Raw genomic sequence first — 22,773 nt, 5'->3', positions numbered from 1 at the left:
CTGGCGCCCGGCCTACGGTTCGGGCATGGCGACTTCCAGGACCGACGGCAAGAGCCCGCTGACCGGCCGGGTGATCGTGATCAGCGGGGCGGGGCGCGGCATCGGGCTCGCGACCGCCCGCCGCCTGATCGGCACGGGCGCCCGGGTGGTGCTGCTCGACCGGGACGCCGGCGTGCACGAGGCCGCCGCGGGGCTCGGCGACCGGGCCGCGGCGTTCACCGTCGACGTGACCGACGCCGGGGCCATGACCGCGGTCATGGACGAGGTGGCGGCGCGGCACGGCGGCATCGACGCGGTCGTCGCCAACGCCGGCATCAGCGGCCCGAACGCGACCGTCGAGAGCGTCGACCCCGCCGCGTTCGAGCGGGTCGTGGAGGTGAACCTGCTCGGGGTGTGGCGGACGGTCCGCGCCGCGCTGCCGCACGTCCGGGCCCGCCGCGGCTACATCCTGATGACCTCGTCGATCGCCGCCGCGATCCCGTGCCCGACCGTCGCGGGGTACGCGGCGTCCAAGGCGGGCATCGAGGCGTTCGGCCGGGCCCTGCGCATCGAGCTGGCGCACACCGGGACCCAGGTGGGCATCGCCTACTTCGGCGCCGTCGACACCGAACTGGTGCGCGGGCTGATCACCCGTCCCGCGCTGCGCGAGGGCCTGGAGAAGATGCCGCGCCGGCTCGGCGCGCCGATCCCGGTCGACCGGGCGGGCGCGGCGATGGCCGGCGGCGTCGAGCGGCGCGCGCGGACGGTGTACGCGCCGTGGTGGGTGCCGGCGCTGCTCGCCGTCCGCGCGCAGCTCGCGATGGCCGACCCGCTCGCCGCCCGGATCCCGGCGCTGGCCCGGCTGATCGAGGACACCGGCAAGCCGGGATGAGCCGTGCCGGGTCCCGATGAGTGGACTGCGCGGCGGCCACGATGATCAAAGCTGCTACGGCGGTGGGCGGGCGCGGGACGGCTACTGGGGCTTCGCCGTCCTGGTCGAGGCCCGCGCCGATGACGACCGCGCGGGCCCGGCCTACGAGGCCCTTGCCTGACCCCGCCCGCATCGGTCAGCCGTCGTGGCCGAGCAGCCTGCGGGACGCCTCGTGGGCCCCGGCCACGAGCTCGGCGCGGGGGAACCCGCTGCGCTTCTCGGCGGCCCCGCGGTGCCGCCCGCGATCCAGACCGGGCCGTCGGCGAGGTGCGCCAGCCCCTCGCGGGCCACGTCCCCGGCCCGGCGGCGTCCGGTTCCGAAGTGTCCGATGGAGGCCATCCCTCCCGGTGACCGGGACGGGCGATCGTTCTTCCCCGGCCCGTGCCGGTACCGTCGCCGGGGCCGAGATCCCGGCCGACGGCGATCCCGTGCCCGACCCGAGCGAAGGGACCATCGACATGACACGCACGATCGCGGTGAGCGGGAGCGCCTCCGGTATCGGCCGCGCCGTGGCCGGCCTGCTGCGCGACCAGGGGGACGAGGTGATCGGCGTCGACCTGAAGGACGCCGAGGTGACCGCAGACCTCGCCACCCCCGAGGGACGCGCGCACGCGGTCGAGGCGGTGCTCGGGCTGTGCGGCGGGACGCTCGACGGCGCCGTCCTGTGCGCCGGCCTCTCCGGGCCGACCCCGCTGACCGTCCGGGTGAACTTCTTCGGCGTGGTGGCGATGCTGGACGGGCTGCGGCCCGCACTCGCCGCGGCGGCCCGGCCGCGCGCCGCGGTGGCGGGCTCGATCTCCGGCACCCAGCAGGCCGACCCCGACGTGATCGCGGCGTGCCTGGACGGCGACGAGACGGCCGCCCTCGCGGCGGCCGAGCGGACCGTGGCGCGCCACGCGGGCCATCGGCTCTACCCCTCGTCGAAGTCGGCGCTGGCGCAGTGGCTGCGCCGCAGCGCGGTCACGCCCGGGTGGGCGGGCGCGGGCATCCCGCTCAACGCGGTCGCGCCGGGCGTCGTGCTCACCCCGATGACGACGCCGCTCTTCGAGGATCCGGCGATGCGCCGGGTGATGGACGAGGCGGTGCCGATGCCCCTGAACGGGCACGCCGAGCCCGAGGTGGTGGCCGAGGTGCTGCGCTGGCTGGTGAGCCCCGCCAACTCGCACGTCACCGGGCAGGTCCTCTACGTCGACGGCGGCGCCGAAGCGACCCTGCGCGGCCCCGGAGTCTTCTGACCCGCGGGAGGGGCCGCCCCCTTCCGTCGGCGAGATCTCGGCGGCCGGAGACGTGTGCGTCAGCGCGTCCGGCCTGTTCATCGCGGTCCACCCGCCCCGCCCCCGCTGACGGTGCGGGCGGTGCGGGCGGTCCGCTCGACGCGGGTCACCCGGTCGGTGTGGGCTGAGGATCCCCCTCGGCCGGGCTGACCATCAGCGTGGCCACTTGCGAGCTGTGCAGCCACGCACCCGTGACACGCCGGCCGGGGGCGGGACGCCAGGAGGGGGCCGGGGTGAACCAGCTCCCGGACCCGCCAGGGGTGAAGGACCCGATCTCGTAGACGGCCCCGAGCCCGTTCCCGCGCAGCCGCGCGAGCGCGTCCGCGACCGTGAGCCCCCTCAGCTTCAGCCGCTTCAGCGGATCGCCCTGCTGGGGCGGGTCGTCGGCGTAGACCTCTCCCGGCCGGGCCCGCCGGCCCAACGTCACCTCCATGGGGGAGTGAACGTCGCCGCTCAGCCGCAGCGTGAGGGGGCAGGCTCCCGCGGGCGGGCAGGTGAACGGCGTGACGTCCACCTCCCTCGTCCGGCCGCCCGTGGGCATCTGCCTGTCGTCGCCCTCCGCCGTCCCGCCGAAGCTGAGGACCCGGCGTTCTGAGCGCGGCGAGACCGGGACGATGCTCAGCCTCACGTTCAGGCCGAGCTTGGCGAACGCCTCGGCGAACTCCCGCTGGTCGGCGTAGGCGTCCTTGACGCGGACCTCGTACACCTCGCCCTTGTGCTCGATCGCCACGGCCGCGTTGGCGTAAGTACGCACCGGCTCCGGACCGGCACCGGTCAGCGCGACGAGCGCCATCGCGGCCAGCGCGGTCGCCGCGGCGCCCGCCGGGAGCAACCGGGCGTACCGGGGACGCGGCGCCCGCACGGCCTCCGGCCGCTCCGCGGTGATGGCGGCGAGCAGCTCGCGCGCCCCGGGACCGCTGGTCAGCTCCTCGTCGCGGACGGTGGCCAGGCCCGCGACGAGGTCGTCGATGGAAGCCGTCATCTGATCTCCTGCACGATCGAACCTCGGACCGGTCACGACGCCGCCCTCTCCGCCCGGCCGAGCCGGCCGGCCGGGGCGGCGGGGTAAGGAGTGTCGACCCCGGCGGCCCGCAACCGGCGCGCGAACCGCCGCCGCGCGCGGTACAGCCGGATGCTCACCGCGTTGCGCGAGCACCCGAGGACGGTCGCGATCTCCGCGACGCCGAGCCCCTCCCAGGCGACCAGCGTGAGGACCTCGCGATCGGCCTCTGCGAGCTCCCGGAACACCCGACCCACCGGCGCGGCGTCCTCCGGCCCCGGCACCGCTCCGGACATCGCCTCGAGCTCGCTTCGCAGCGCCGCCGTTTTGAGCAGGTGCCGCCGCTCGCCACGCCGGTGGTTGGCCAGCACGCGCCGCGCCGTCCCGAACAGCCAGAGCTGGGCCTGGTCGCCCCCGGGCACCTCCGCCGCGCGGCGCCACGCGATCGTGAACGTCTCCGCCACGATGTCGGCCGCGTCGTCGACCGAGCCGCAGCGCCGCAGGACGTAGCCGAGCAGCGGCTCGTAGGCCTGTGCGTAGACGGCCGCGAACTCATCCTCGTCCACAGCGGTTCCTCATGCGCTCTCCTCGCCTTCCGGGTGCCGTCCTCCAGTACTTGTCCGGAAGACGAGGGATCTTTCCAAACCGCCGGCCGCCGTCCCGCAGGTGGTCGGGGTCGACGCGAACTGCGCCCGAGATGTCGGTGAGGGTCGCTAGCGTTCGCGGCATGAGCATCAGGCTGACCAATGCCGAGATCGACCACCTGGTCCACCGCTTCGACATCTTGGATCTGGAGCAGTGGGACCGGGGTGCGATGGAGCGCGCGGCCGCCGGTCTGGGCTGGAGGCTCCGGTCCGAACTCGCGGAGGGGCTGACGTTCATCGGGCCGCTGCCGGACGGGTGGAACTTCGCCTACCGGGGGCATGTGCACGGGTCGCCGCGCGAGGGCGCCTTCACCATGCTGGAGTGCGAGCTGGCGCGCACCGGGGAGACGGCCGTTCTGACAGAGGTGTTCCTGGCGGCCAAGGCGGCGGCCGAGAAGCGGATCGGTCCGGCGCCGATCTGGCGCGGGCCCGGCCCGGTGTTGCGCTGGCGCCGGCCGGAGACCCTCTTGGAGATCGAGCGGACCGGAAACACGGTGCGGTTGCGGCTGCTGCCGGCCGATGTGGCCGAGAACCACGAGTACCAGCTGGCCAAATGGGGCGAGCGTGACGACGCGGTCGCCGAGATCGGGGTGTGGCAGGCCACCACGACCGAGGGTGCGGCGCTGGAGGGTGTGTTCGTCCCCGGCGGCCACCTCGCCGGGACCTGGGACGAGTTCGGCGAGTGGCTCGAGGAGACGCTGGCGGCGCTATCCGGCGCCATGGGGCCGCTCGATCAGGAAGTGGTGCTGGTGATGGCACCGGTCACCGACCGGTACCCGGGGTTCGTCCAGTTGCGCTGCGACGCTCGGCTGCTGCATCTGGAAGCGGGCACGGAGGGGCTCGATCCGCGCAAGGCGGCGGAACTGGGCTGGCAGCAGGACGACGCGGAGAACCTGGTCCACGTCATCGATTTCGGCCATCCTCGGCCTTCCGACATCGAGGCCGCGGCCCGGGTACTGGTGAACACCCTGCGCGTCCAGGACGTACCGCTGGACGATCTGCACTGCACGGCATGGCTGGGCAAGGGTGGCTACAGCCTGGACCTGTACGGGCTGGGCATCCCACAGAACTGACCGGCGCCCTCGCCGTCACCGGCGGTCCCGCACCGTCCGCCGCCCCAGGTGCGGGACAGCTCTAAGCCGTCACGACGTCGTGGCGGAGATCTTGATGGCGGGGGTGAGCTTGAAGGAGGCGTCGAAGCCGATGGTCTCTCCTGCGGTGAGGGAGCCCGCGCACGAGGTGGTCCCGTCGGGGAGGGTGCCCAACTGGGCCTGGGCGGTCGTCGCCTTCAAGGTGCCGGTGCCGTTGACGTAGCTCAGCTTGGTGTTCTGGGTGACGAAGGCGCACTTGCCGTCGAGCGAGCCGAGAACGTACTGGACCCATCCGGCCGTGATGGACGTCCTCCCCTGGGCGGCGTCGTAGGCGGTGCCCGTCAGGGGCGCGTTCCAGTGCGACGAGTCGATCCGCACGCTCCACTTCACGCCCCCGGGACCGGCGCACGTGGTCCCCTCGCTGGTTTCGAGGGTGCCGAGCGCGCCCGTGGTGTTGGTGCGGCGGGTGGCGTGCCCGCTCGCGTTTAGGCCGGCGCAGGTGACCAGCACCTCGCCCGCGGCGTTCTTCACCGTCAGGGGTCCGCCGGGGCTGGTGAAGGCCCCGTCGGCGTTGGGGTTGGTGACCGTCCAGGTGGTCGTGGCGGCCTGCGCCGGGGCCGCCGCCACCGCCGTCCCGGCCGCCGCCGCCGTCAGGACAGCGAAGAACGTGGTGCGCATGCTGGATCAGCTCCTCCGCCCGCGGACGGGCCTCAACCGAAGGTCACTTGCCCTGGCACCGAGCAACGTAACCCGCCGCTTATTCAAGATCAACCGTTCTGGACCGGGAGGCTCAATGCTTCCGCATAATCGATCTAGCACTTCAAAAACAGGAAGCTACTAGGTTAGTATCAAGCACTCGATGATCTCTAGGAGGACTCGTCATGACTACTTTCATCCTTGTCGCCGGGGCCTGGCACGGCGCCTGGGCCTGGGACCGCCTCGTTCCGCTGCTCAAGGGCGCACACACTCTGGCCCCCGACCTCGCCTTCGACGCCGGCACCGGACTGCACGACCACGTTCGGGAGGTCGTCGCCGCCGTGGACACGGTGGACGGTGACGTGGTGCTGGTCGGGCACAGCTATGCCGGGCTAGTCGTGCGGGAGGCGGCCGATCTGAGGCCCGAGAGGGTGAGCCGCGTCGTCTTGGTGGACGGCTGGGCGGGCGGCGACGGCGTGAGCCTGTTCGGGCTGGCGCCGGAGGCTTTCGAGAAGGCCGTCCGGGCCGGGGCGGACGGAACGCTGGTGCGCGTGCCCAAACCGGAGGTCTTCGGCGTCACCGACCCGGACGATGCCGCATGGCTCGCCCCACGCCTGCGTCCCCAGCCCCTGGGAACCTTCGTTGAACCCACCCGGCTGAGCGGCGCCGTCGACCGGATCCCGGGGACGGCCATCTGCTGCCGGCCGGCCACCTACGCGTTCGACCGGTTCGCCGAGGCGGTCGGATATCGCGTCCTCACGCTGGACGGCCCGCACGACGTGATGCTCACCGACCCGGAAGCGCTCTCCCGGCTGATCCTGGAGGCCGCTTCGATTCAGTAACAGAAAGCCCGAGCATTAGCATGATGAAGTGGATCAGCGAAGCTACGCCCAGTACTGCGCGACCGCGCGCACCCTCGACATCGTCGGAGAGCGCTGGACGCTGCTCCTGGTCCGCGAGCTGCTGACCGGTCCCAAGCGCTTCGGCGACCTCCAGCGGAACCTGCGCGGCCTCGGTACCGGGCTGCTGTCGGCGCGGATGAAGCACCTCGAACGCGAGGGACTGGTCGAGAGGATCACCCTTCCACCGCCGGCCCGCACCCCCGCCTACGCCCTCACCGAGGCGGGGGCGGAACTCGGGCCGGCGGTGCTCGCGCTGGCCCGCTGGGGCCTGCGGTGGGCGATGGACGACCCCCGGGAGGACGAGGCGTTCCATCCCGGCTGGGCGGTGCTCGGGCTGAAGGCCGCCTTCGTCCCGGCCGCCGCCGCGGGCCTGACCGCGGTCTACGAGTTCCGCACGGGCGACGAGACCTTCCACGCCCGGGTGGACGACGGCGAGATCGAGACCGTGTACGGGCCGGCCCAGCACCCCGACGTGGTCATCACGCTCAGCGCCGACGCCTTCCGCGAGCTGGCCTCGGGACACCTCCGGCTCGGCACCGCGCTCGAAAGCGGAGCCGCCACGGCGACCGGAGACCGGGACGCCCTCCGCCGCCTCGGCGACCTGTTCCGCCTCCCCGCCCGCCGAACACGCTAGGTGTACTTGGTCATGAGGTCGGCCAGGAACCGGACCCGCTCGGACGGCCGAGCCGGACCCGTCTCCGGGGGGCGGGCGGGGCACCGACCGGTCAGGTCCTCGCGAACGCGGCCTCCAGCAGGGCGGACGTCTCGTCGAGGGCGGCGGTGAGCGCGTCCGGGGTCGGGGCCAGGCCGCTGAGGACGCGGTCGACGTCGCGGAGGCCGGCCCGGTCCAGGAGGGTCTTCTCGTTGGTGACCCACTCGCCGCGGGCCGCGAGCACCGCGTGCGCCGCCTGGACGGCGGCGGTGGCGATGGCCCCGGCGCAGTCGGTGAGATGGCCGCGTTCGGCGTGGGCGGCCCGGGCGTAGACGAGGGTGAGCCGCGCGTCGCCCTGCCACCGTTCGGACGCGGCGCGCTTCAGCGCCCCGGGGTACTCGGGGCGCGGCAGCTCGCCGTGCAGGACCCGGTTGACGGCGAGCTCGGCGAGGAGGATGTAGCTCGGGATGCCGGCCAGGTGGAACATCAGCCGCTCGACGTGGAAGCTGCCTTCTCGCGCTTCGGCGAGCCCGCGCTCGACATCGTCGAGGTCCCGGTAGTGCACGTCGATGGACCGGTCGTCGACGGTCAGCCAGGCGCCGCCGTTGTACACGCCGCCGCCCCAGCCGCCGATCTCGGAGACCTCGCCCGGCCACCCCAGGGCGCGCACGTCGGCGGGGGCGAACGTGCCGCGGTAGTAGACGGCGAAGTCCCAGTCGCTGTCGGGTCGGTGCGTCCCGGCGGCCCGGGAGCCCCCCAGTGCGACGGCCTGCACGCCGGGCAGCCCGGCGAGCCGTTCCGCGACATGGGCGGGGAAGGATGTGTCATCGAAGGCGGGCATGGGCGCGAGTGTAGGAGCTCCCCGGGCCGGAGGCGATCGAATTTCGCGCGACCGGCGACTGAAGTCGCGGTGCGATCGACTCTTGGCCGTGGTCCCCGGCCGCCGCCCCGCCTAGCGTCCGTGGGAGAGGCCGGGCCGGACGGGTCTGGCCGCGACCGAGAGCGGGGCGTCGTGGACGAGCGGGAGTCGGTGCTGGGGTATCCGCGGGGCGATCTTGTCGTGATCATGGCGGGTTTCCCGGTGCTCGGGCTGGTCCTCGGGACGCTGCTGCCCTGGCTCGCGCGGTGGGTGACCCGGCTGCCGGTCCTGCCGATGCGGGGCCCGCTGGAGTTCGTCGGCGATCTGCGCGCGCCGTGGCAGGTCGCGATCTGCGCGGCGGCGGGCCTGGCGCTCGGGGCCGGGCTCGCGTTCATGGCGATGGCCGACGGGATGCGGCTGAAGGTGACCGGCGCGCGGATCGAGGCCCGGCGGGACGGCCGCAGCGAGGTGATCGACGGCGACACCGTGGCCGCGGTGTTCCTCGACGGGAAGCGGCTCGTGGTGCTCGACGCCGGGTCGCGGCAGGTCCTGCGCGGTGAGGCGCAGGCGTCCGCCTCCGCGCTCGCCGAGGCGTTCCGGGCGCACGGGTACCCGTGGCTGGACGCCGACCCCTACGCCGGCCTGTTCCACGCCTGGACGCCGCACACGCCCGAGCTCCCGGCCGAGGTCAACGCGGTGCTGGAGTCCAGGAGGGCCGCACTGAAGGCCGGTGAGGACGGCGAGGTCAGGGTGCTGGACGAGGCCGTCGAGAAGCTCGGCTTCACCGTGCGGGACGAGAAGGACCGGCAGTACTGGCGGCCCCTGCTCCCGAACACTGACTTGAACGTCCGTTTTGAATGAACGTTTTGAACGGGTGTTCAAGTCTGGGCTAGGGTGTCCGCCATGGGACATCGAGAACGGCTGATGGCCGGTGCCAAGCGCTGCCTGGAGGAGCGCGGCTACGCCCGGACGACCTCGCGCGACATCGCCGCCGCCGCGGACGACGCGCCGGTGGGGACGATCAACTACCACTACGGCTCCAAGGAGGCACTGCTCAACGCCGCCCTGATGGAACTGGTGCAGGAATGGGGCGACCGCACCCTGCACGCCGCCGAGCAGAAGGCCACCACGACCGCCGAGCGGCTGGAGCGGCTGTGGTCGCAGATCGCGGAGCCGGGCGACGGCGACCGGCCGATGCTGGTCGCGACCGTCGAGGCGCTGGCGCAGGCGACCCGCTCGCCCGAGGTTCGCGCCCAGATCGCCGACGCCTACGAGCGGGGCCGTCCGGACATGGCCGCCGAGCTGCACGGCCTCGACGCCGCGGACGACGCCGAGACCGCCCGCGCGGTCGGCTCGGTGCACATGGCGCTGATCGCCGGGCTCCACCTGCAATGGCTGGTCGACCCCGAGCGCGCCCCGTCCGGCCGCGAGGTCGCCACGGGGCTGCGGGCCATCGCGCGCGGTCTCGAGGCCGACGGCTGAGCGGGGGCGGGGTGAAACGGCCATTCACGCACCTGCATGTCCACACCCAGTACTCGCTGCTGGACGGCGCGGCGCGGCTCAAGGACCTGTTCGCCGCCTGCGGCGAGATGGGCATGACCCACATCGCCATGACCGACCACGGCAACCTGCACGGCGCCTACGACTTCTTCCACCAGGCCGCCGCCGCCGGCGTCACGCCGATCATCGGCATCGAGGCGTACGTGGCGCCCGGCGCGCGGCAGGACAAGCGCAAGATCCGGTGGGGGCAGCCGCACCAGAAGCGGGACGACGTCTCCGGCTCGGGCGGCTACACGCACAAGACGATCTGGGCCACCGACCGGACCGGCCTGCACAATCTCTTCCGGCTCTCCTCCGACGCCTACGCCGAGGGCTGGTTGCAGAAGTGGCCGCGCACCGACAGGGAGAGCATCGCCCGGTGGTCGCGGGGGCTCGTCGCCTCGACCGGCTGCCCCTCCGGCGAGGTCCAGACGCGGCTGCGCCTCGGACAGGACGCCGAGGCGCTGCGCGCGGCGGCCGAGTACCAGGACGTCTTCGGCAAGGACGGGTACTTCCTGGAGCTGATGGACCACGGCATCGAGATCGAGCGCCGCGTCCGCGACGGGCTCCTCGACATCGGCCGGAAGCTCGGCATCCCGCCGCTGGTGACCAACGACTCGCACTACACCCGCGCGGACGAGGCGACCGCGCACGACGCCCTGCTGTGCATCCAGACCGGTAAGAACCTCACCGATCCCGACCGGTTCCGGTTCGACGGCACCGGCTACCACCTCAAGCCGGCGGAGGAGATGTACGCGATCGACTCCTCCGACGCCTGGCAGGACGGCTGCCGCAACACGGCCCTGATCGCCGAGCGGGTCGACACCACGGGCTGGTTCGAGAAGCGCGACCTGATGCCGCGGTTCGACGTCCCCGAGGGCTATACCGAGGTCACCTGGTTCCGGGAGGAGGTCGAGGCGGGGCTGCGCCGCCGCTTCCCGGGAGGGCTCGGCGACGGGTACCGCGAGCAGGCCGAGTACGAGATGGATGTCATCGTCCAGATGGGGTTCCCGGGCTACTTCCTGGTGGTCGCCGACTTCATCATGTGGGCCAAGACCAACGGCATCGCGGTTGGCCCCGGGCGCGGCTCGGCGGCCGGGTCGCTGGTGTCGTACGCGATGGGGATCACCGACCTCGACCCGATCGAGCACGGGCTGATCTTCGAGCGGTTCCTCAACCCCGAGCGGGTCTCCATGCCCGACGTCGACATCGACTTCGACGAGCGCCGCCGCGGCGAGGTGATCCGGTACGTGACCGCCAAGTACGGCGCCGACAAGGTCGCGATGATCGGCACCTACGGCACCATCAAGGCCAAGAACGCGGTCAAGGACTCGGCCCGGGTGCTCGGCCACCCGTACGCGCTGGGCGACCGGATCACCAAGGCGATGCCGGCCGACGCCGGCGGCAAGGGCATCGACCTGAACGGGATCACCGACCCGTCGCATCCGCGGTACGCCGAAGCGGGCGAGGTCCGCGCGATGTACGAGGGCGAGCCGGACGTCCGGCAGGTCATCGACACCGCCAAGGGCGTGGAGGGGCTGGTCCGGCAGATGGGCGTGCACGCGGCCGGCGTGATCATGTCCAGCGAGACGATCACCGATCACGTCCCGGTCTGGGTGCGGCACTCCGACGGCGTCACCATCACCCAGTGGGACTACCCGAGCTGCGAGGCGCTCGGCCTGCTCAAGATGGACTTCCTCGGCCTGCGCAACCTGACCATCATGGACGACGCGATCGCGCTGATCGAGAAGAACACCGGCGTCGCGCTCGACCTGCTCGCCCTGCCGCTGGACGACCCGGAGACCTACGCGCTGTTCGGCCGCGGCGACACCCTCGGGGTGTTCCAGTTCGACGGCGGCGCGATGCGCTCGCTGATGCGGCTGATGAAGCCCGACGGGTTCGAGGACATCACCGCCGTCACCGCGCTGTACCGGCCGGGCCCGATGGGGATGAACTCGCACACCAACTACGCGCTCCGCAAGAACGGCCAGCAGCAGATCACCCCGATCCACCCGGACCTGGAGGAGCCGCTCAGGGACGTGCTCGGCCTCACCTACGGGCTGGTCGTCTACCAGGAGCAAGTGCAGAAGGCCGCCCAGGTCCTCGCCGGGTACACGCTCGGCCAGGCCGACCTGCTGCGCCGCGCGATGGGCAAGAAGAAGAAGGAGGTCCTCGACAAGGAGTTCGTCCCGTTCCGGGACGGCTGCCGTGAGCGGGGCTACTCCGACGAGGCGATCCAGGCGGTGTGGGACGTGCTGGTGCCGTTCGCCGGATACGCGTTCAACAAGGCGCACGCCGCCTGCTACGCGCTGGTGTCGTACTGGACCGCGTACCTGAAGGCCAACCATCCGGCCGAGTACATGTCCGCGCTGCTGACCTCGGTGCGCGACGACAAGGACAAGTCCGCGGTGTACCTGAACGAATGCCGCCACATGGGCATCACGGTGCTGCCGCCGAACGTGAACGAGTCCGAGGCCGACTTCGCCGCCCAGGGCGACGACGTCATCCTCTTCGGCCTGACCGCCGTGCGGAACGTCGGCCGCAACGTCGTCGACGCGATCATCCGGAGCCGCGGGGCCGGCGGCCGGTACGGCTCGTTCCCCGACTTCCTCGACAAGGTCGACGCGGTCGCCTGCAACAAGCGCGCCGTCGAGTCGCTGATCAAGGCCGGGGCGTTCGACGAGCTCGGGCACACCCGCAAGGGCCTCACCGCGGCGTTCGAGCCGATGGTCGACGACGCGGTGCGGGTCAAGCGCCGGCGGGCCGAGGGGCAGTTCGACCTGTTCGGGACCCTGGCCGAGGGGGACGGCGGCGGGCCGGGCGGCGTGCTGGAGGCGGCCTTCGCCGCGGACGAGTGGGACAAGGCGCACCTGCTCGCGCAGGAGCGGGAGATGCTCGGCCTGTACGTCTCCGACCATCCGCTGTTCGGCGTCGAGCACGTCCTGCGCGAGGGATCGGACGCCTCGATCTCCCAGCTCACCGGCGGCGAGCACGCCGACGGCGCGGTGGTGACGATCGGCGGCATCGTGTCGGGCCTCCAGCGCAAGATGACCAAGAAGGGCAACGCCTGGGCGATCGCGACCGTCGAGGACCTGGCCGGGGCGATCGAGTGCCTGTTCTTCCCCGCGGCCTACCAGCTCGTGTCGGCCCTGCTCGCCGAGGACACCGTGGTGTTCGTGAAGGGCCGGCTGGACAAGCGCGAGGACGTGCCGCGCCTGGTCGCGATGGAGCTGACCGTCCCCGAGCTGGACGCGGCGGGCGAGGGCGCGCCCGTCCGGCTGGAGATGCGGGCCGCGCGGGTGACGCCGCAGTCGGTCGGTCAGCTCAAGGAGATCCTCCAGGCGCACCCGGGACCCGCCGAGGTGCAGCTCTGGGTGCGCGGCCGGCACAAGACGACCGTCTACCGGCTCGCCTTCCGGGTCGACGCACGCCCCGGGTTCTGGGCCGACCTCAAGGCCGCCATCGCCGTGACCCGCGCCCCGTGACCCATGCCGCCTACGGCTCGACCGTGATGTCGCGGCGGACGACGCTGCCGCCGGCGGAGGCGGCGGGCGCCCATCCCGCCGGGCTCGCCGAGCCGGACGGCCGGTTCGCCGCCCCGTCTTCCCCGGTGATCGGCTTCACATCGCCGCGTGGCAGGATGACGGCGCGCTCGGCTTCACGGTCTCGGTGGGGGACCGGACCGTGATCTCCGGAGGCCGGGCCCGGTGGCACAGAGAGCGGTGAGCATGGACGAGCACGCCTTGATGACCATTCCGGCGATCCTCGAACGGGTCGCGCGGGAGATCCCGGACGCCGAGGCCGTCGTGGACGGCACCGTCCGGCTGACCTACGCCGGGCTGCGCGCCCGCGTCCGCGTGGCGGCCAGGGCGTTCATCGCCGCCGGGATCGGGCCCGGCGACCGGATCGCGATCTGGGCCCCCAACGGCGTCCCGTGGATCGTGACCGCGCTCGGCGCCGCCTGCGCCGGCGCCGTCCTGGTCCCGGTCAACACCCGCTACAAGGGCGAGGAGGCCCGCTGGCCGCTCACCCGCAGCGGCGCGCGGATGGTCTTCGTCGAGGACGGCTTCCTCGGCAAGGACTACCTGGGCATGCTCGGCGCCGGCACCGAGGGGGCGCCGGAGGGCGTCACCGCCGTCACGTTCGGCGCGACCGCGGGGCCCGGCGCGACGGCGTGGGAGGACTTCCTCGCCGCGGGGGCGGCCGTCCCGGAGGCCGAGGCGGACGCCCGCGAGGCGGCGGTCACCGCCGACGACATCGCCGACGTGCTGTTCACCTCCGGCACCACCGGCCGCCCGAAGGGCGTGATGTGCACGCACGGCCAGGACGTGCGGACCTATCTGGCGTGGAGCGGCCGGACCGGGATCCGCCGCGGCGACCGCTACCTGATCGTCAACCCGATGTTCCACTCCTTCGGCTACAAGGCGGGCGTGCTGGCCTGCCTGCTGGTGGGCGCCACGATGGTGCTCCAGGACGTCTTCGAGGCGGCGGAGACGGCCCGGCTGATCGAGGCCGAGCGGATCACCGTCCTGCCGGGCCCGCCCACGATCTACACCTCGCTGCTGGACGCGCCGCGCGAGCGCGACCTGTCGTCGCTGCGGCTGGCGGTGACCGGCGCGTCGACCGTCCCGGTCGCGCTGATCAGCCGGATGCGGGCCGAGCTGTTCCCCGAGGTGGTCACCGCCTACGGGCTGACCGAGTCGTGCGGCACCGTCACCGCCTGCTCGCTCGGCGACGACGACACGACCGTGGCCACCACCTGCGGCCGGCCCATCGAGGGCGTCGAGATCGTGATCGCGGGCCCGGACGGGACGCCGGTGGAGCCGGGCGCGTCCGGCGAGGTCATGGTCCGCGGGCACAACGTGATGCGCGGCTACCTCGGCGACCCGGAGGGGACCCGGGAGACCATCCGGGACGGGTGGCTGGCGACCGGCGACCTCGGCCGGCTCGACCCGGCCGGCAACCTGATCATCACCGGGCGGTCCAAGGACATGTTCGTGGTGGGCGGCTTCAACGTCTACCCGGCCGAGGTCGAGCAGGTGCTGGCCCGGCATCCGGCGGTCTCCGAGGCCGCCGTGATCGGCGTCCCGGACGAGCGGATGGGCGAGGTCGGCCGTGCCTACGTGCGGGCCCGGCCCGGCACCGGACCGGCCGCCGCCGACCTCGTCGCGCACTGCCGGGACCTGCTCGCCAACTTCAAGGTGCCGCGCGAGATCGTCTTCGTCGCCGAGCTGCCGCGCAACGCGGCCGGCAAGGTGGAGAAGGCGCGGCTCCCAGGTAGTCCCCTGGTGTCGGGAAGGTGAAGAGCCCCGTATAAAACGAAAAACCGGGGCAAAGATCTGGACTGAGAATGAAGATAATGAGAAAGGCCCTACTCGGGCCTATGTACCTTTCTTCTTCCGGGGGCATGAAATGCCGGATGGGGGAGAAGGGTGACGGAGTCTCGGGACACGCGGCCGGACCCGGAACCGGGTACGGCACCGGAACTGGCCGATCTGCGGGGCGCGGCGCACGACCGCGCGATGCTCGCCGAGGCGCGGGTCGTCCTGGCCGGGCGCCTCGGCGTCCCGCCCGGTGAGGCGCTCCAGCATCTGATCTGGCTGGCGCGCGACCTCGACCTCGACCTGGGTGAGGCGGCGGCGCTGGTCGTCGGCGTGCGGGGCGGTGAGAGCCCGGTGAGCGCCTGGGACCTCACCGGCGCGGAGGCGCCCGCGCCGAGCCCCGTCGAGCGGGCCGGCGCCCACCTGACCAACGCCGAGCAGGCCGAGACGCCCGCCGCGCGGGAGATCCTGCGGCAGGTCACCGCGGTCGACACCGGCGGCGACGCCGACATCATCGCCGCGCTCCCCGCCGACCAGGTGGCGCGGGCGGTGCTGGACGGCTCGTCCGACAGCGCCGCGCACCTGGTGCCGGTGCGCGACGACGGCGGCCGGGTCGTGGACTTCCTGTACGCCGAGCTCAACGAGACCGCCCGCGACCTGTTCGGCCGCGGCGCCGCCGAGCTGACCGGGCTCCGGCTGCTGCGGACCGACCCGGGGACCGCGCTGACCGGCCTGTTCGCGGCCTACACCGAGGTGCTGGAGACCGGCAGGCCCTACGGCCGCGAGCCGTTCGTGTTCTCCACCGCGCAGGAGGGCCTGGCCCGGACGTCCCGGATGAGCGCGCGGTGCGTCGCGGTGCCCACCGGGGTCTGCGTCACCTGGCACTACTACCACGAGGAGGACCGGGTCCGGCGCCGTCTCGAACGGGTCGAGCGGCTCGCCCAGATCGGCTTCGGCGAGTGGGACCTGGTCACCGGCGAGGCCGAGTGGACGCCGCAGATGGCCGCCAACTACCTCCAGGACCCGAGTAACAAGCCGCCGGAGTCGGACGACCTGTCCAAGCTCGTCACCGATGAGGACGTGCCGCTGGTCGAGGAGGCGTTCCAGACACTGTTCTCCCGCCGCGAGCCGGTGGAGGTGGAGCACCGCGTGACGACCCCCGACGGCAAGCGCCGAAACCTGTGGGTGTTCATCGAGCCCGTGCTGGGCGAGTCGGGCCTGCCGGTCTCGATCAACGTCGTCTCGCAGGACATCACCCGGCGGCGCGGCGTCGAGCAGGCGCTCGCCGAGACCCGCCGCCAGATGCTGCGGCAGCAGGCCCGCACGGCACAGGAGCGGCGGGTGGCGGTCACGCTGCGGCGCGCGATCCTGCCCGACGACCGCGAGGTGGAGCCGCTTCCGGGGCTCGGCATCGAGGTCCGCAGCCTGGCCGCCGAGAGCGCCGCGCGCATCGGCGGCGACTGGTTCGCGACCCGGGCGCTGTCGGACGGCCGCGGGCTGTTCGCCATCGGCGACGCCGCCGGGCACGGTCTCCAGGCCGCCGCGGCGATGGCGCGGACCCGCAACGGCTTCCTCGGCCTCGCCTACACCGGCCGCCCGCCCGGACGCCTCGTCGCGTGGCTGAACGAGCTGGTCGGCGATCTGAACGCGGCCACCGGCACCTGCGTCGTCGCCCATTACGACTCTTCCCGGCGGGTGCTGCAATGGGCCTGCGCCGGGCACCCGCCGCCCATCCTGGTGCGCGACGGGCAGGCCGCCCAGCTCAGCATCGACCCCGATCCGCTGCTCGGCGCCGTCCCCGGGTACGACTACGCGACGTTCACCACCCGGCTGCTCCCCGGCGATCTGATCTTCCTCTACACCGACGGCCTCGTCGAGCGCCGGGAGGCCGACATCGACGCGCAGATCGAGCGCCTGACCCAGATCTTGCAGGATTGCGCGGACGGGCCGGAGCCGGTCCTGGACCAGGTGCTGGACCGGATGGAGCACGACCGGGCGGCCGACGACACCACGATGTTCGCCCTCCGGGTGCACTGACGGCCCCGGCGCCGGCCTCGATCAAGGAATGGCGGCGGCGGGTGTGGCGCCCGTCACCGCCAAGGTAAAGAATCGGCCGGGCCGCTCAGGTAAAAAATGGCGCCCGCGGGCGGCTTCGAGGCTGCGGTCCAACTCGCGAAACCCCTTTGTCCGGGCGCCTTCCGGGCCTTGTCGCGCCTCTGCGGGCCTCCCCTTGATCGGATTTCCGGGAAGGAACCCGCGCGATCGGGAAGGGGCGGCGGGGCCGGTCTGTTGGTGTCCTATAGAGCAGGCTTTAGGGACCTGAGGGGGACCTTGGTGCCCGGTTTGCTTTTCATGAGAAGGTTGATACCTTCTATTCAAATCTCGCAGCGCGTTCCATGCGTTGTGGCCGGTCGTGCTCAGACGTGACCGGCGGCCGCGGAGCCTGGGTGCCCGCGGCGCGCGGCCCCATTGTTCCGCGCTTCATCTCTCACGAGATCAATCCGACAGCCGGCACCGCCTCCGCGGTGCCCGTGGCCGAATCCGCGTCCGCCACCACGGGGACGGGAACCGGGGACCCAACTTTCCAGGGGTGAATCGGCGCGCCCAGCGCGTGCCGTAGGGCGACTTCCACGCCCGAATCCGTCAGCTAACCCGGTAGGCGCAATGGAAGACAAGGAGATCGTCAGCATGCCCAAGCGCAACAGTGTGAACTTCCTGCCCACCGAGAAGCTCGCCGCCGGCGTCGCCGTCGGCGCCGTGCTCGCCGGGTCCCTCGGGTTCGCGGTCGCCACCGGCGTGTCCGGCGACGAGGCCACCGCCGGGACAGCCACCGGTGCCGCGCAGGCCGCCGCGATGGCCGGGCCGCCCGCCAAGGCCAAGGCCAAGAGCGCCCACAAGAGCGCCGCCAAGAGCGCCCCCAAGATCGGCACCATGTCCAAGCAGAAGGCCGCCCAGGAGGGCTACTCCGTGGCCCCCCGCGCGGTGAAGTCCAGCGAAGTGATCAAGCTGGCCGAGAAGCAGGTCGGGATCAAGGAGGGGAAGAAGGGGCAGACCAAGTTCCACGACTGGTACGTCTCGTCCCCCGCCGCGAAGCAGACCGCCAAGCGTGACGGCGGCAAGGTCGCCGAGTACAACGGCGCCCAGTGGTGCAACATGTTCGTCTCCTGGCTGGGCGCGCAGCTCGGCGTGAAGAACATGGGCTTCGACGCCTACACCGTCGAGCACGCCAGCTGGCTGAAGAAGACCGGCCGCTGGGGCGACACCGCCAAGCCCGGGGCCATCGTCTTCTACGACTGGGACAAGGGCTCCAAGGGCAAGATCGGCGACATCGACCACGTCGGCGTCGTCGCCAAGGACAACGGCGACGGCACGATCAAGACCGTCGAGGGCAACACCTCCGACGCCGTGCAGAAGCACGTCCGGAGCAAGTCCCAGGTCGTCGGGTACGGGTACCCCGACTACGCCAAGTAAGCCCGCTCCCGCGTCACCGCTCCCGCGCCAACAGGGCGCCCGCCAGGCCGTACCGGCCGCATGGCGGGCGCCCTTCGGCGTTCCTGGGGCCTGGCGGCTCCGGAGGGATTCCTGGGGCCTTTCCCGATCCAGCGGCATTGTCGGCCGATGCGAATCATCGACAGGTTTTGAGGCCGGCTTGGACCTCCGCCCCGCGCTTCCTGGAAAGGAATGACGGCACGACGGACGTGCGGAGGGAGGCCGATGCGGGCGCGCCCGGATGTCAGCGTCGTGGTGATCGCCTACAACGACGCGCTACGGCTGCCGCGGGCGGTCGGATCGGTGCTCGGGCAGTCCCTCGGCGGCGTCGAGACCGTCATCGTGGACGACGCCAGCACCGACGGCACCGGCGAGATCGCCGACCGGTTCGCCGCCGGCCTGCCGGGCCGGATCCGCGCGGTGCACCTGCCCGCCAACTCGGGCGGCTGCGGCCGGCCGCGCAACGTCGGGATCGAGCACGCGTCCGGCCGGTTCCTGATGTTCCTCGACAGCGACGACACCCTGGACCGGCACGCCTGCCTCAACCTCGTCGCCGCCGCCGAGGACACCGGCGCCGACCTGGTGTCGGGGCTGTGCGCCCGGATCCACCTGGACCGCGCCACCAAGCGCGTGCGCCCCTGGTATCCGTGGCTCTACGAGCGCAGGGCCGTGTACGGGTCGCTGCCGGAGAACCCGGACCTGCTCTACGACACGCTGTCGACCAACAAGGCGTACCGGCGCGGGTTCCTGGAGGACCAGGGGCTCCGCTTCGTCGAACGGCTCAACTACGAGGACCTGCTGTTCACCGCCGAGGCGTACCTGGCTGCCGGACGCACCGCGCTGATCCCGCACCGCGTCTACAACTGGCTGGTGGAACGGCGCGCGGGGGAGCAGTCGATCACCAACCGGCGGGCCGAGCTCACCAACTTCGCCGACCGGCTGGCGATCCACCGGCGCATCGACGCGCTGTTCCGGCGGCACGGCGCCGCCGACCTCAAGCTCGCCAAGGACGCCAAGTTCGTCAACCACGACCTGCTGCTGTACCTGCGCGAGCTGCGCAACCGCGACCCCGGCCACCAGTCGCGCGTCCTGGACCTGGCGGCCGGCTACCTGGCCGACCTGGACCCGCGCGTGTTCGACACCGCCAACGCGATGCCGGCGATCGCCGCCTACCTGGTGCGCGAAGGCGACCACGCGGGCGCGCTCGCGGCGGCGGAGTACGGGCGGAGCAGGAAGCACGAGATCCGCGCCGACCTCGTCGAGCTGGACGGCCGCGTCTACTGGGGCGGGACGATGCCCGACCCGTCCGGCCACCCCGTCCTGGACGTCACCGGCCTCGGCTTCCACCTGCGCCCGCTGAACGAGCTCCGCCCCGCCAACACCGTCACGGCCCTGGAGCTGCGCGGCGGCCGGGCGCACCTGGCCGGCCACGTGATGAACCCGCTCGGCCGGGTGCCGCCCGGCGCGCGGCTGACCGGGTCGCTGGAACTGTACGACCGGCGCCGCCCGGGGCGCGCGGCCCGCGCCCGCGCCCGCGTCGCGCGGGTGGGGGACCGGCTGGAGTGGACGGCCGACTTCGACCCGGTGCGCCGGGTCCGGCCGCTCGGGTTCGCCGACCCGGTGTGGGACACCCGGCTCCGGATCCGGGTGGACGGCCAGGAGATGGTCACCCGTCCCGGCGACGGGACGGGCTCGCCGCCGCTCGACGGGGTGGCCCTGCCCGTGCGGCCCCGGCTGACCCGGCTCGCGGCGGACCGGCTCAGCTCCTACGTCACCGAGGCCGGGCACCTCGCCTTCACCCTGGACGGCGGCGGCCGGCGGGCCCGGACGACCCGGGCGCTGGTGCACCGCGCCGCCGCGAGCGCGGTGGGACGGCGCGGCTGGGCGCGGGTCCGGCGGTCGGCGCTGGCCGCGCGCCGCGCCGCGACCGCCCGGACGACCAAGACCACCGTGTTCAACCGGGTGCTGACCCGGCTGCCGGTCCGCGCCGGCTCGGCGGTCTTCGAGAGCCACCTCGGGCGGCACTACGCCGGCAACCCCAAGTACATCTACCGGGAGCTGCGCCGGTCGGGCCGCCCGGTCCGCGCCGTCTGGTCCCACAGCGCGGGCACCCGGGGCTTCCCGTCCGGCGCGAGGCTGGTCCGCCGCGGCTCGTGGGCGTACTACCTCGCGCTCGCGCGGGCCGAGTTCTGGATCGACGACCAGGGCTTCCCCGACCGCCTCCGCAAGCGCCGCGGGACCACCTACATCCAGACCTGGCACGGGTCGGCGTTCAAGCCGATGGGTTTCGACCAGCCCAAGATCAAGGGCGGCACCCCGGCGGAGCAGGCCAGGCTGCGCCGGATGGTGGGCCGGTACGACTGCTTCCTGATCCGCTCGCGGCACGACGCCGGCACCCTCGCCAAGGGCCTCGGTGTCCGCGCCGAGCTGCTCCCGGCCGGCTACCCGCGCAACGACCCGCTGGTCACCGGCGCCCGCGGCGACCCCGAGCTGGCCGCGGAGGTCGCCGCGCTCCGCCGCGCGCTGCGGCTGGACGACGGGCGCCGGGCCGTCCTCTACGCCCCGACGTTCCGGCACGGCGCGGGCGGACGGCCCGCCACCGGGCCCGGCCTCCCCATCGACCCGGTGCGGTTCGCGCGCGACCTCGGCGAGGACCTGGTCCTGCTGGTCCGCCCGCACTACCTGACCCGGATCGACGTCCCGCCCGGCGCCCTCGACGCGATCCGGGACGCCGGCGGCGTCCCCGACGTCACCCTGCTGCTGCTGATCGCCGACGCCCTGATCACCGACCATTCCTCGATCATGTTCGACTATGCGCTGCTCGACCGGCCGATGGTCTTCCACCTGCCGGACGAGGCCGACCTCGGCACCGGCTACTTCGACCTGGCCCGGTACGCGCCGGGGCCGATCACCCGCACCGAGGACGAGCTCGTCGCCGCGCTCGCCGGCCTGGACGCGGGCGGCGCGGCCCACGCCGGCCGGCGCCGCGACTTCGTCCGGCGGTTCGGCGAGCACGACCGGGGCACCGCCGCCCGCACCGTGGTGGACCGGTACTTCCCAGAACGGCGCACTCCTCAACGGCACTTTCCTGGAAGGGGCGAACGTGGCCGTACCGCGTGACGTGTTCATCGTCTGCAACAACACCGATGCCATGGGGGGCCTCCAGCGGTGGGCGCATCACCTGGCGGGGCTGCTGGCCTCCCGGGGCGCCAAGGTCACCCTCGTCGGCGTCACACACGCCCCGGAGCGGCACCGGCACCAGCGCGGCGGCTCCTACTCGGTGGTGGCGCTGCACGACGCGTGGCATCCTCCGGCCCTGGCGTGGCGGCCGGGGTCGGTCCGCCAGCGGATGAACGTCCGGGCGCGGGCGCGGGACCTGTGGCGCACCGCGGCGATGCGGCAGGGCGCGGCGCGGCTGTCGTCGCTGTTCGGCGCGGCCCGGCCCGGCGCGGTCGTGATCGTGGCGCAGGTGTGGGCGATGGAGTGGGTTCGGCACGCCGACACCACCGGCCTCAAGATCGTCGGCATGTCGCACGAGTCGTACCGGGCGACGCGGCGCTCGACCCGGTACGCGCGGGTGCGCGAGCACTACGCCTGCGCCGACCGGTTCCTCGCGCTCACCGCCGAGGACGCCGACGCCTGGGCCAGGGCCGGGATGTCCAATGCCGACCACATGCCCAATCCGCTGCACGTCCTGCCCGGCCCCGCCGCCCCGCTTGACGCGCCGGTCGTCGCCTGCGTGGGGCGGCTCGCGCATGAGAAGGGCGTCGACCTGCTGCTGGAGGCGTGGGAGGAGGTCGCGGCCCGGCATCCGCGCTGGCGGCTGCGCGTGTACGGGGACGGCCCCGAGGAGGCGGCCCTGATCGACCGCGCGGAGGCCGCCGGGCTGGGGGGCTCGATCGAGTTCCGCGGTGTGACGGGCGACGTCGGGGCGGCGCTGGGCGGCGCGTCGGTGTTCGCGCTGCCCTCCCGCGACGAGGGATTCCCGATGTCGGTGCTGGAGTCGATGGCCCAGGGGCTTCCCACCGTGGCCTTCGACTGCGCACCCGGCGTCCGCGAACTGCTGGAGGACGGGGCGAGCGGGCTGCTGGTGCCGCCCGGCGACACCGTCGCGTTCGCCGCGGCCCTGGACCGGCTGATCGGGGACGCCGCGCTGCGCCGCACTCTCGGCGCCGAGGCGCGCGTCTCGGTGCTGCGCTACCACCCCGATCGGGTGCTCGGCCGCTGGGAGCGGCTCTTCGACCTGCTCCACCGCGAGCCGCCCGCCGGCGTCCCCGAACCGCTCCCCGGCCGGGCCCCGCGGCGTTCGGCCGGGGAGCGGTCGGGCGCGGGCCGTCCGGTCGTCGACCCGGCGGCGGCGTTCGGCGCCGAGACCGGCCCCGCCTGACCGAGGCCG

Annotated in this window: 18 protein-coding genes and 1 riboswitch; of the genes, 14 read left to right on the top strand and 4 right to left on the bottom strand. The window is 73.1% G+C overall.

Features of this window, described 5'->3' with window-relative positions:
- Positions 1-25 precede the first annotated feature (25 nt).
- The 3 genes from QP090_RS00760 (at position 26) to QP090_RS00750 (ending at position 2,145) form a co-directional block, all read left to right on the top strand.
- Positions 26-871 carry a short-chain dehydrogenase/reductase gene (locus QP090_RS00760; protein WP_285936455.1) on the top strand — a complete coding sequence of 282 codons (846 nt, stop codon included), beginning with the start codon at positions 26-28 and terminating at the stop codon, positions 869-871.
- 16 nt (positions 872-887) lie between these two features.
- Positions 888-1,031 (top strand): hypothetical protein, encoded by a 144-nt coding sequence (locus tag QP090_RS00755; protein WP_285936454.1) that lies wholly within the window; start codon positions 888-890, stop codon positions 1,029-1,031.
- A gap of 337 nt (positions 1,032-1,368) precedes the next feature.
- Complete coding sequence (locus tag QP090_RS00750) at positions 1,369-2,145, top strand: SDR family oxidoreductase (RefSeq protein ID WP_285936453.1); 777 nt, start codon at positions 1,369-1,371, stop codon at positions 2,143-2,145.
- Positions 2,146-2,290: 145 nt separating this feature from the next.
- Here the strand turns inward: QP090_RS00750 and QP090_RS00745 are convergent, their stop codons facing one another.
- Both QP090_RS00745 and QP090_RS00740 read right to left on the bottom strand, forming a co-directional pair.
- The gene (locus tag QP090_RS00745; RefSeq protein WP_285936452.1) at positions 2,291-3,166 is read right to left on the bottom strand and encodes a hypothetical protein; all 876 of its coding nucleotides are present in this window, start codon (positions 3,164-3,166) and stop codon (positions 2,291-2,293) included.
- Between the two features lie 32 nt (positions 3,167-3,198).
- Positions 3,199-3,750 (bottom strand): RNA polymerase sigma factor, encoded by a 552-nt coding sequence (locus QP090_RS00740; RefSeq protein WP_285936451.1) that lies wholly within the window; start codon positions 3,748-3,750, stop codon positions 3,199-3,201.
- Between the two features lie 161 nt (positions 3,751-3,911).
- Between QP090_RS00740 and QP090_RS00735 the strand changes: the two genes are divergently transcribed.
- A complete protein-coding gene (locus tag QP090_RS00735) occupies positions 3,912-4,901 on the top strand; it encodes a DUF6301 family protein (RefSeq protein ID WP_285936450.1) in 990 nt (329 codons plus the stop codon).
- A 69-nt stretch (positions 4,902-4,970) separates the two neighbouring features.
- On the opposite strand, the gene QP090_RS00730 is transcribed toward QP090_RS00735, so the two are convergent.
- A complete protein-coding gene (locus QP090_RS00730) occupies positions 4,971-5,597 on the bottom strand; it encodes a hypothetical protein (protein ID WP_285936449.1) in 627 nt (208 codons plus the stop codon).
- A gap of 203 nt (positions 5,598-5,800) precedes the next feature.
- Here QP090_RS00730 and QP090_RS00725 point away from each other — a divergent pair, with 203 nt between their 5' ends.
- On the top strand, positions 5,801-6,457 hold the full coding sequence (locus QP090_RS00725; RefSeq protein ID WP_285936448.1) for an alpha/beta fold hydrolase: 657 nt from the start codon (positions 5,801-5,803) through the stop codon (positions 6,455-6,457).
- Between the two features lie 28 nt (positions 6,458-6,485).
- Positions 6,486-7,151, top strand: a complete 666-nt coding sequence (locus QP090_RS00720) for a winged helix-turn-helix transcriptional regulator (RefSeq protein WP_285936447.1) — start codon at positions 6,486-6,488, stop codon at positions 7,149-7,151.
- A gap of 91 nt (positions 7,152-7,242) precedes the next feature.
- Here QP090_RS00720 and QP090_RS00715 read toward each other — a convergent pair whose 3' ends face one another.
- Positions 7,243-8,010, bottom strand: coding sequence for a nucleotidyltransferase domain-containing protein (locus QP090_RS00715; protein ID WP_285936446.1), 768 nt, complete (start codon positions 8,008-8,010; stop codon positions 7,243-7,245).
- 171 nt (positions 8,011-8,181) lie between these two features.
- Here QP090_RS00715 and QP090_RS00710 point away from each other — a divergent pair, with 171 nt between their 5' ends.
- The 8 genes from QP090_RS00710 (at position 8,182) to QP090_RS00675 (ending at position 22,764) form a co-directional block, all read left to right on the top strand.
- Complete coding sequence (locus QP090_RS00710) at positions 8,182-8,889, top strand: YqeB family protein (protein ID WP_285936445.1); 708 nt, start codon at positions 8,182-8,184, stop codon at positions 8,887-8,889.
- 42 nt (positions 8,890-8,931) lie between these two features.
- Positions 8,932-9,510 (top strand): TetR/AcrR family transcriptional regulator, encoded by a 579-nt coding sequence (locus QP090_RS00705; protein WP_285936444.1) that lies wholly within the window; start codon positions 8,932-8,934, stop codon positions 9,508-9,510.
- 11 nt (positions 9,511-9,521) lie between these two features.
- Positions 9,522-13,052: a DNA polymerase III subunit alpha gene (gene dnaE, locus QP090_RS00700; protein ID WP_285936443.1), complete on the top strand. Its 3,531-nt coding sequence runs from the start codon at positions 9,522-9,524 to the stop codon at positions 13,050-13,052.
- Between the two features lie 222 nt (positions 13,053-13,274).
- Complete coding sequence (locus QP090_RS00695; protein ID WP_285936442.1) at positions 13,275-14,870, top strand: FadD3 family acyl-CoA ligase; 1,596 nt, start codon at positions 13,275-13,277, stop codon at positions 14,868-14,870.
- Between the two features lie 129 nt (positions 14,871-14,999).
- Positions 15,000-16,925 carry a PP2C family protein-serine/threonine phosphatase gene (locus tag QP090_RS00690; RefSeq protein ID WP_285936441.1) on the top strand — a complete coding sequence of 642 codons (1,926 nt, stop codon included), beginning with the start codon at positions 15,000-15,002 and terminating at the stop codon, positions 16,923-16,925.
- A 501-nt stretch (positions 16,926-17,426) separates the two neighbouring features.
- Positions 17,427-17,564, top strand: a riboswitch (cyclic di-AMP (ydaO/yuaA leader).
- Positions 17,565-17,576: 12 nt separating this feature from the next.
- Positions 17,577-18,359 carry a CHAP domain-containing protein gene (locus tag QP090_RS00685; RefSeq protein WP_285936440.1) on the top strand — a complete coding sequence of 261 codons (783 nt, stop codon included), beginning with the start codon at positions 17,577-17,579 and terminating at the stop codon, positions 18,357-18,359.
- A 243-nt stretch (positions 18,360-18,602) separates the two neighbouring features.
- Positions 18,603-21,497: a bifunctional glycosyltransferase/CDP-glycerol:glycerophosphate glycerophosphotransferase gene (locus QP090_RS00680; RefSeq protein WP_285936439.1), complete on the top strand. Its 2,895-nt coding sequence runs from the start codon at positions 18,603-18,605 to the stop codon at positions 21,495-21,497.
- Positions 21,481-22,764 carry a glycosyltransferase gene (locus QP090_RS00675; protein WP_285936438.1) on the top strand — a complete coding sequence of 428 codons (1,284 nt, stop codon included), beginning with the start codon at positions 21,481-21,483 and terminating at the stop codon, positions 22,762-22,764. Before QP090_RS00680 ends, QP090_RS00675 begins: the two co-directional genes overlap by 17 nt.
- Positions 22,765-22,773: the final 9 nt, after the last annotated feature.

It is taken from the genome of Actinomadura xylanilytica, assembly GCF_030283145.1.
Classification (GTDB): Bacteria; Actinomycetota; Actinomycetes; order Streptosporangiales; family Streptosporangiaceae; genus Spirillospora; species Spirillospora xylanilytica.
This window is presented reverse-complemented; position numbering and strand designations above follow the sequence as displayed.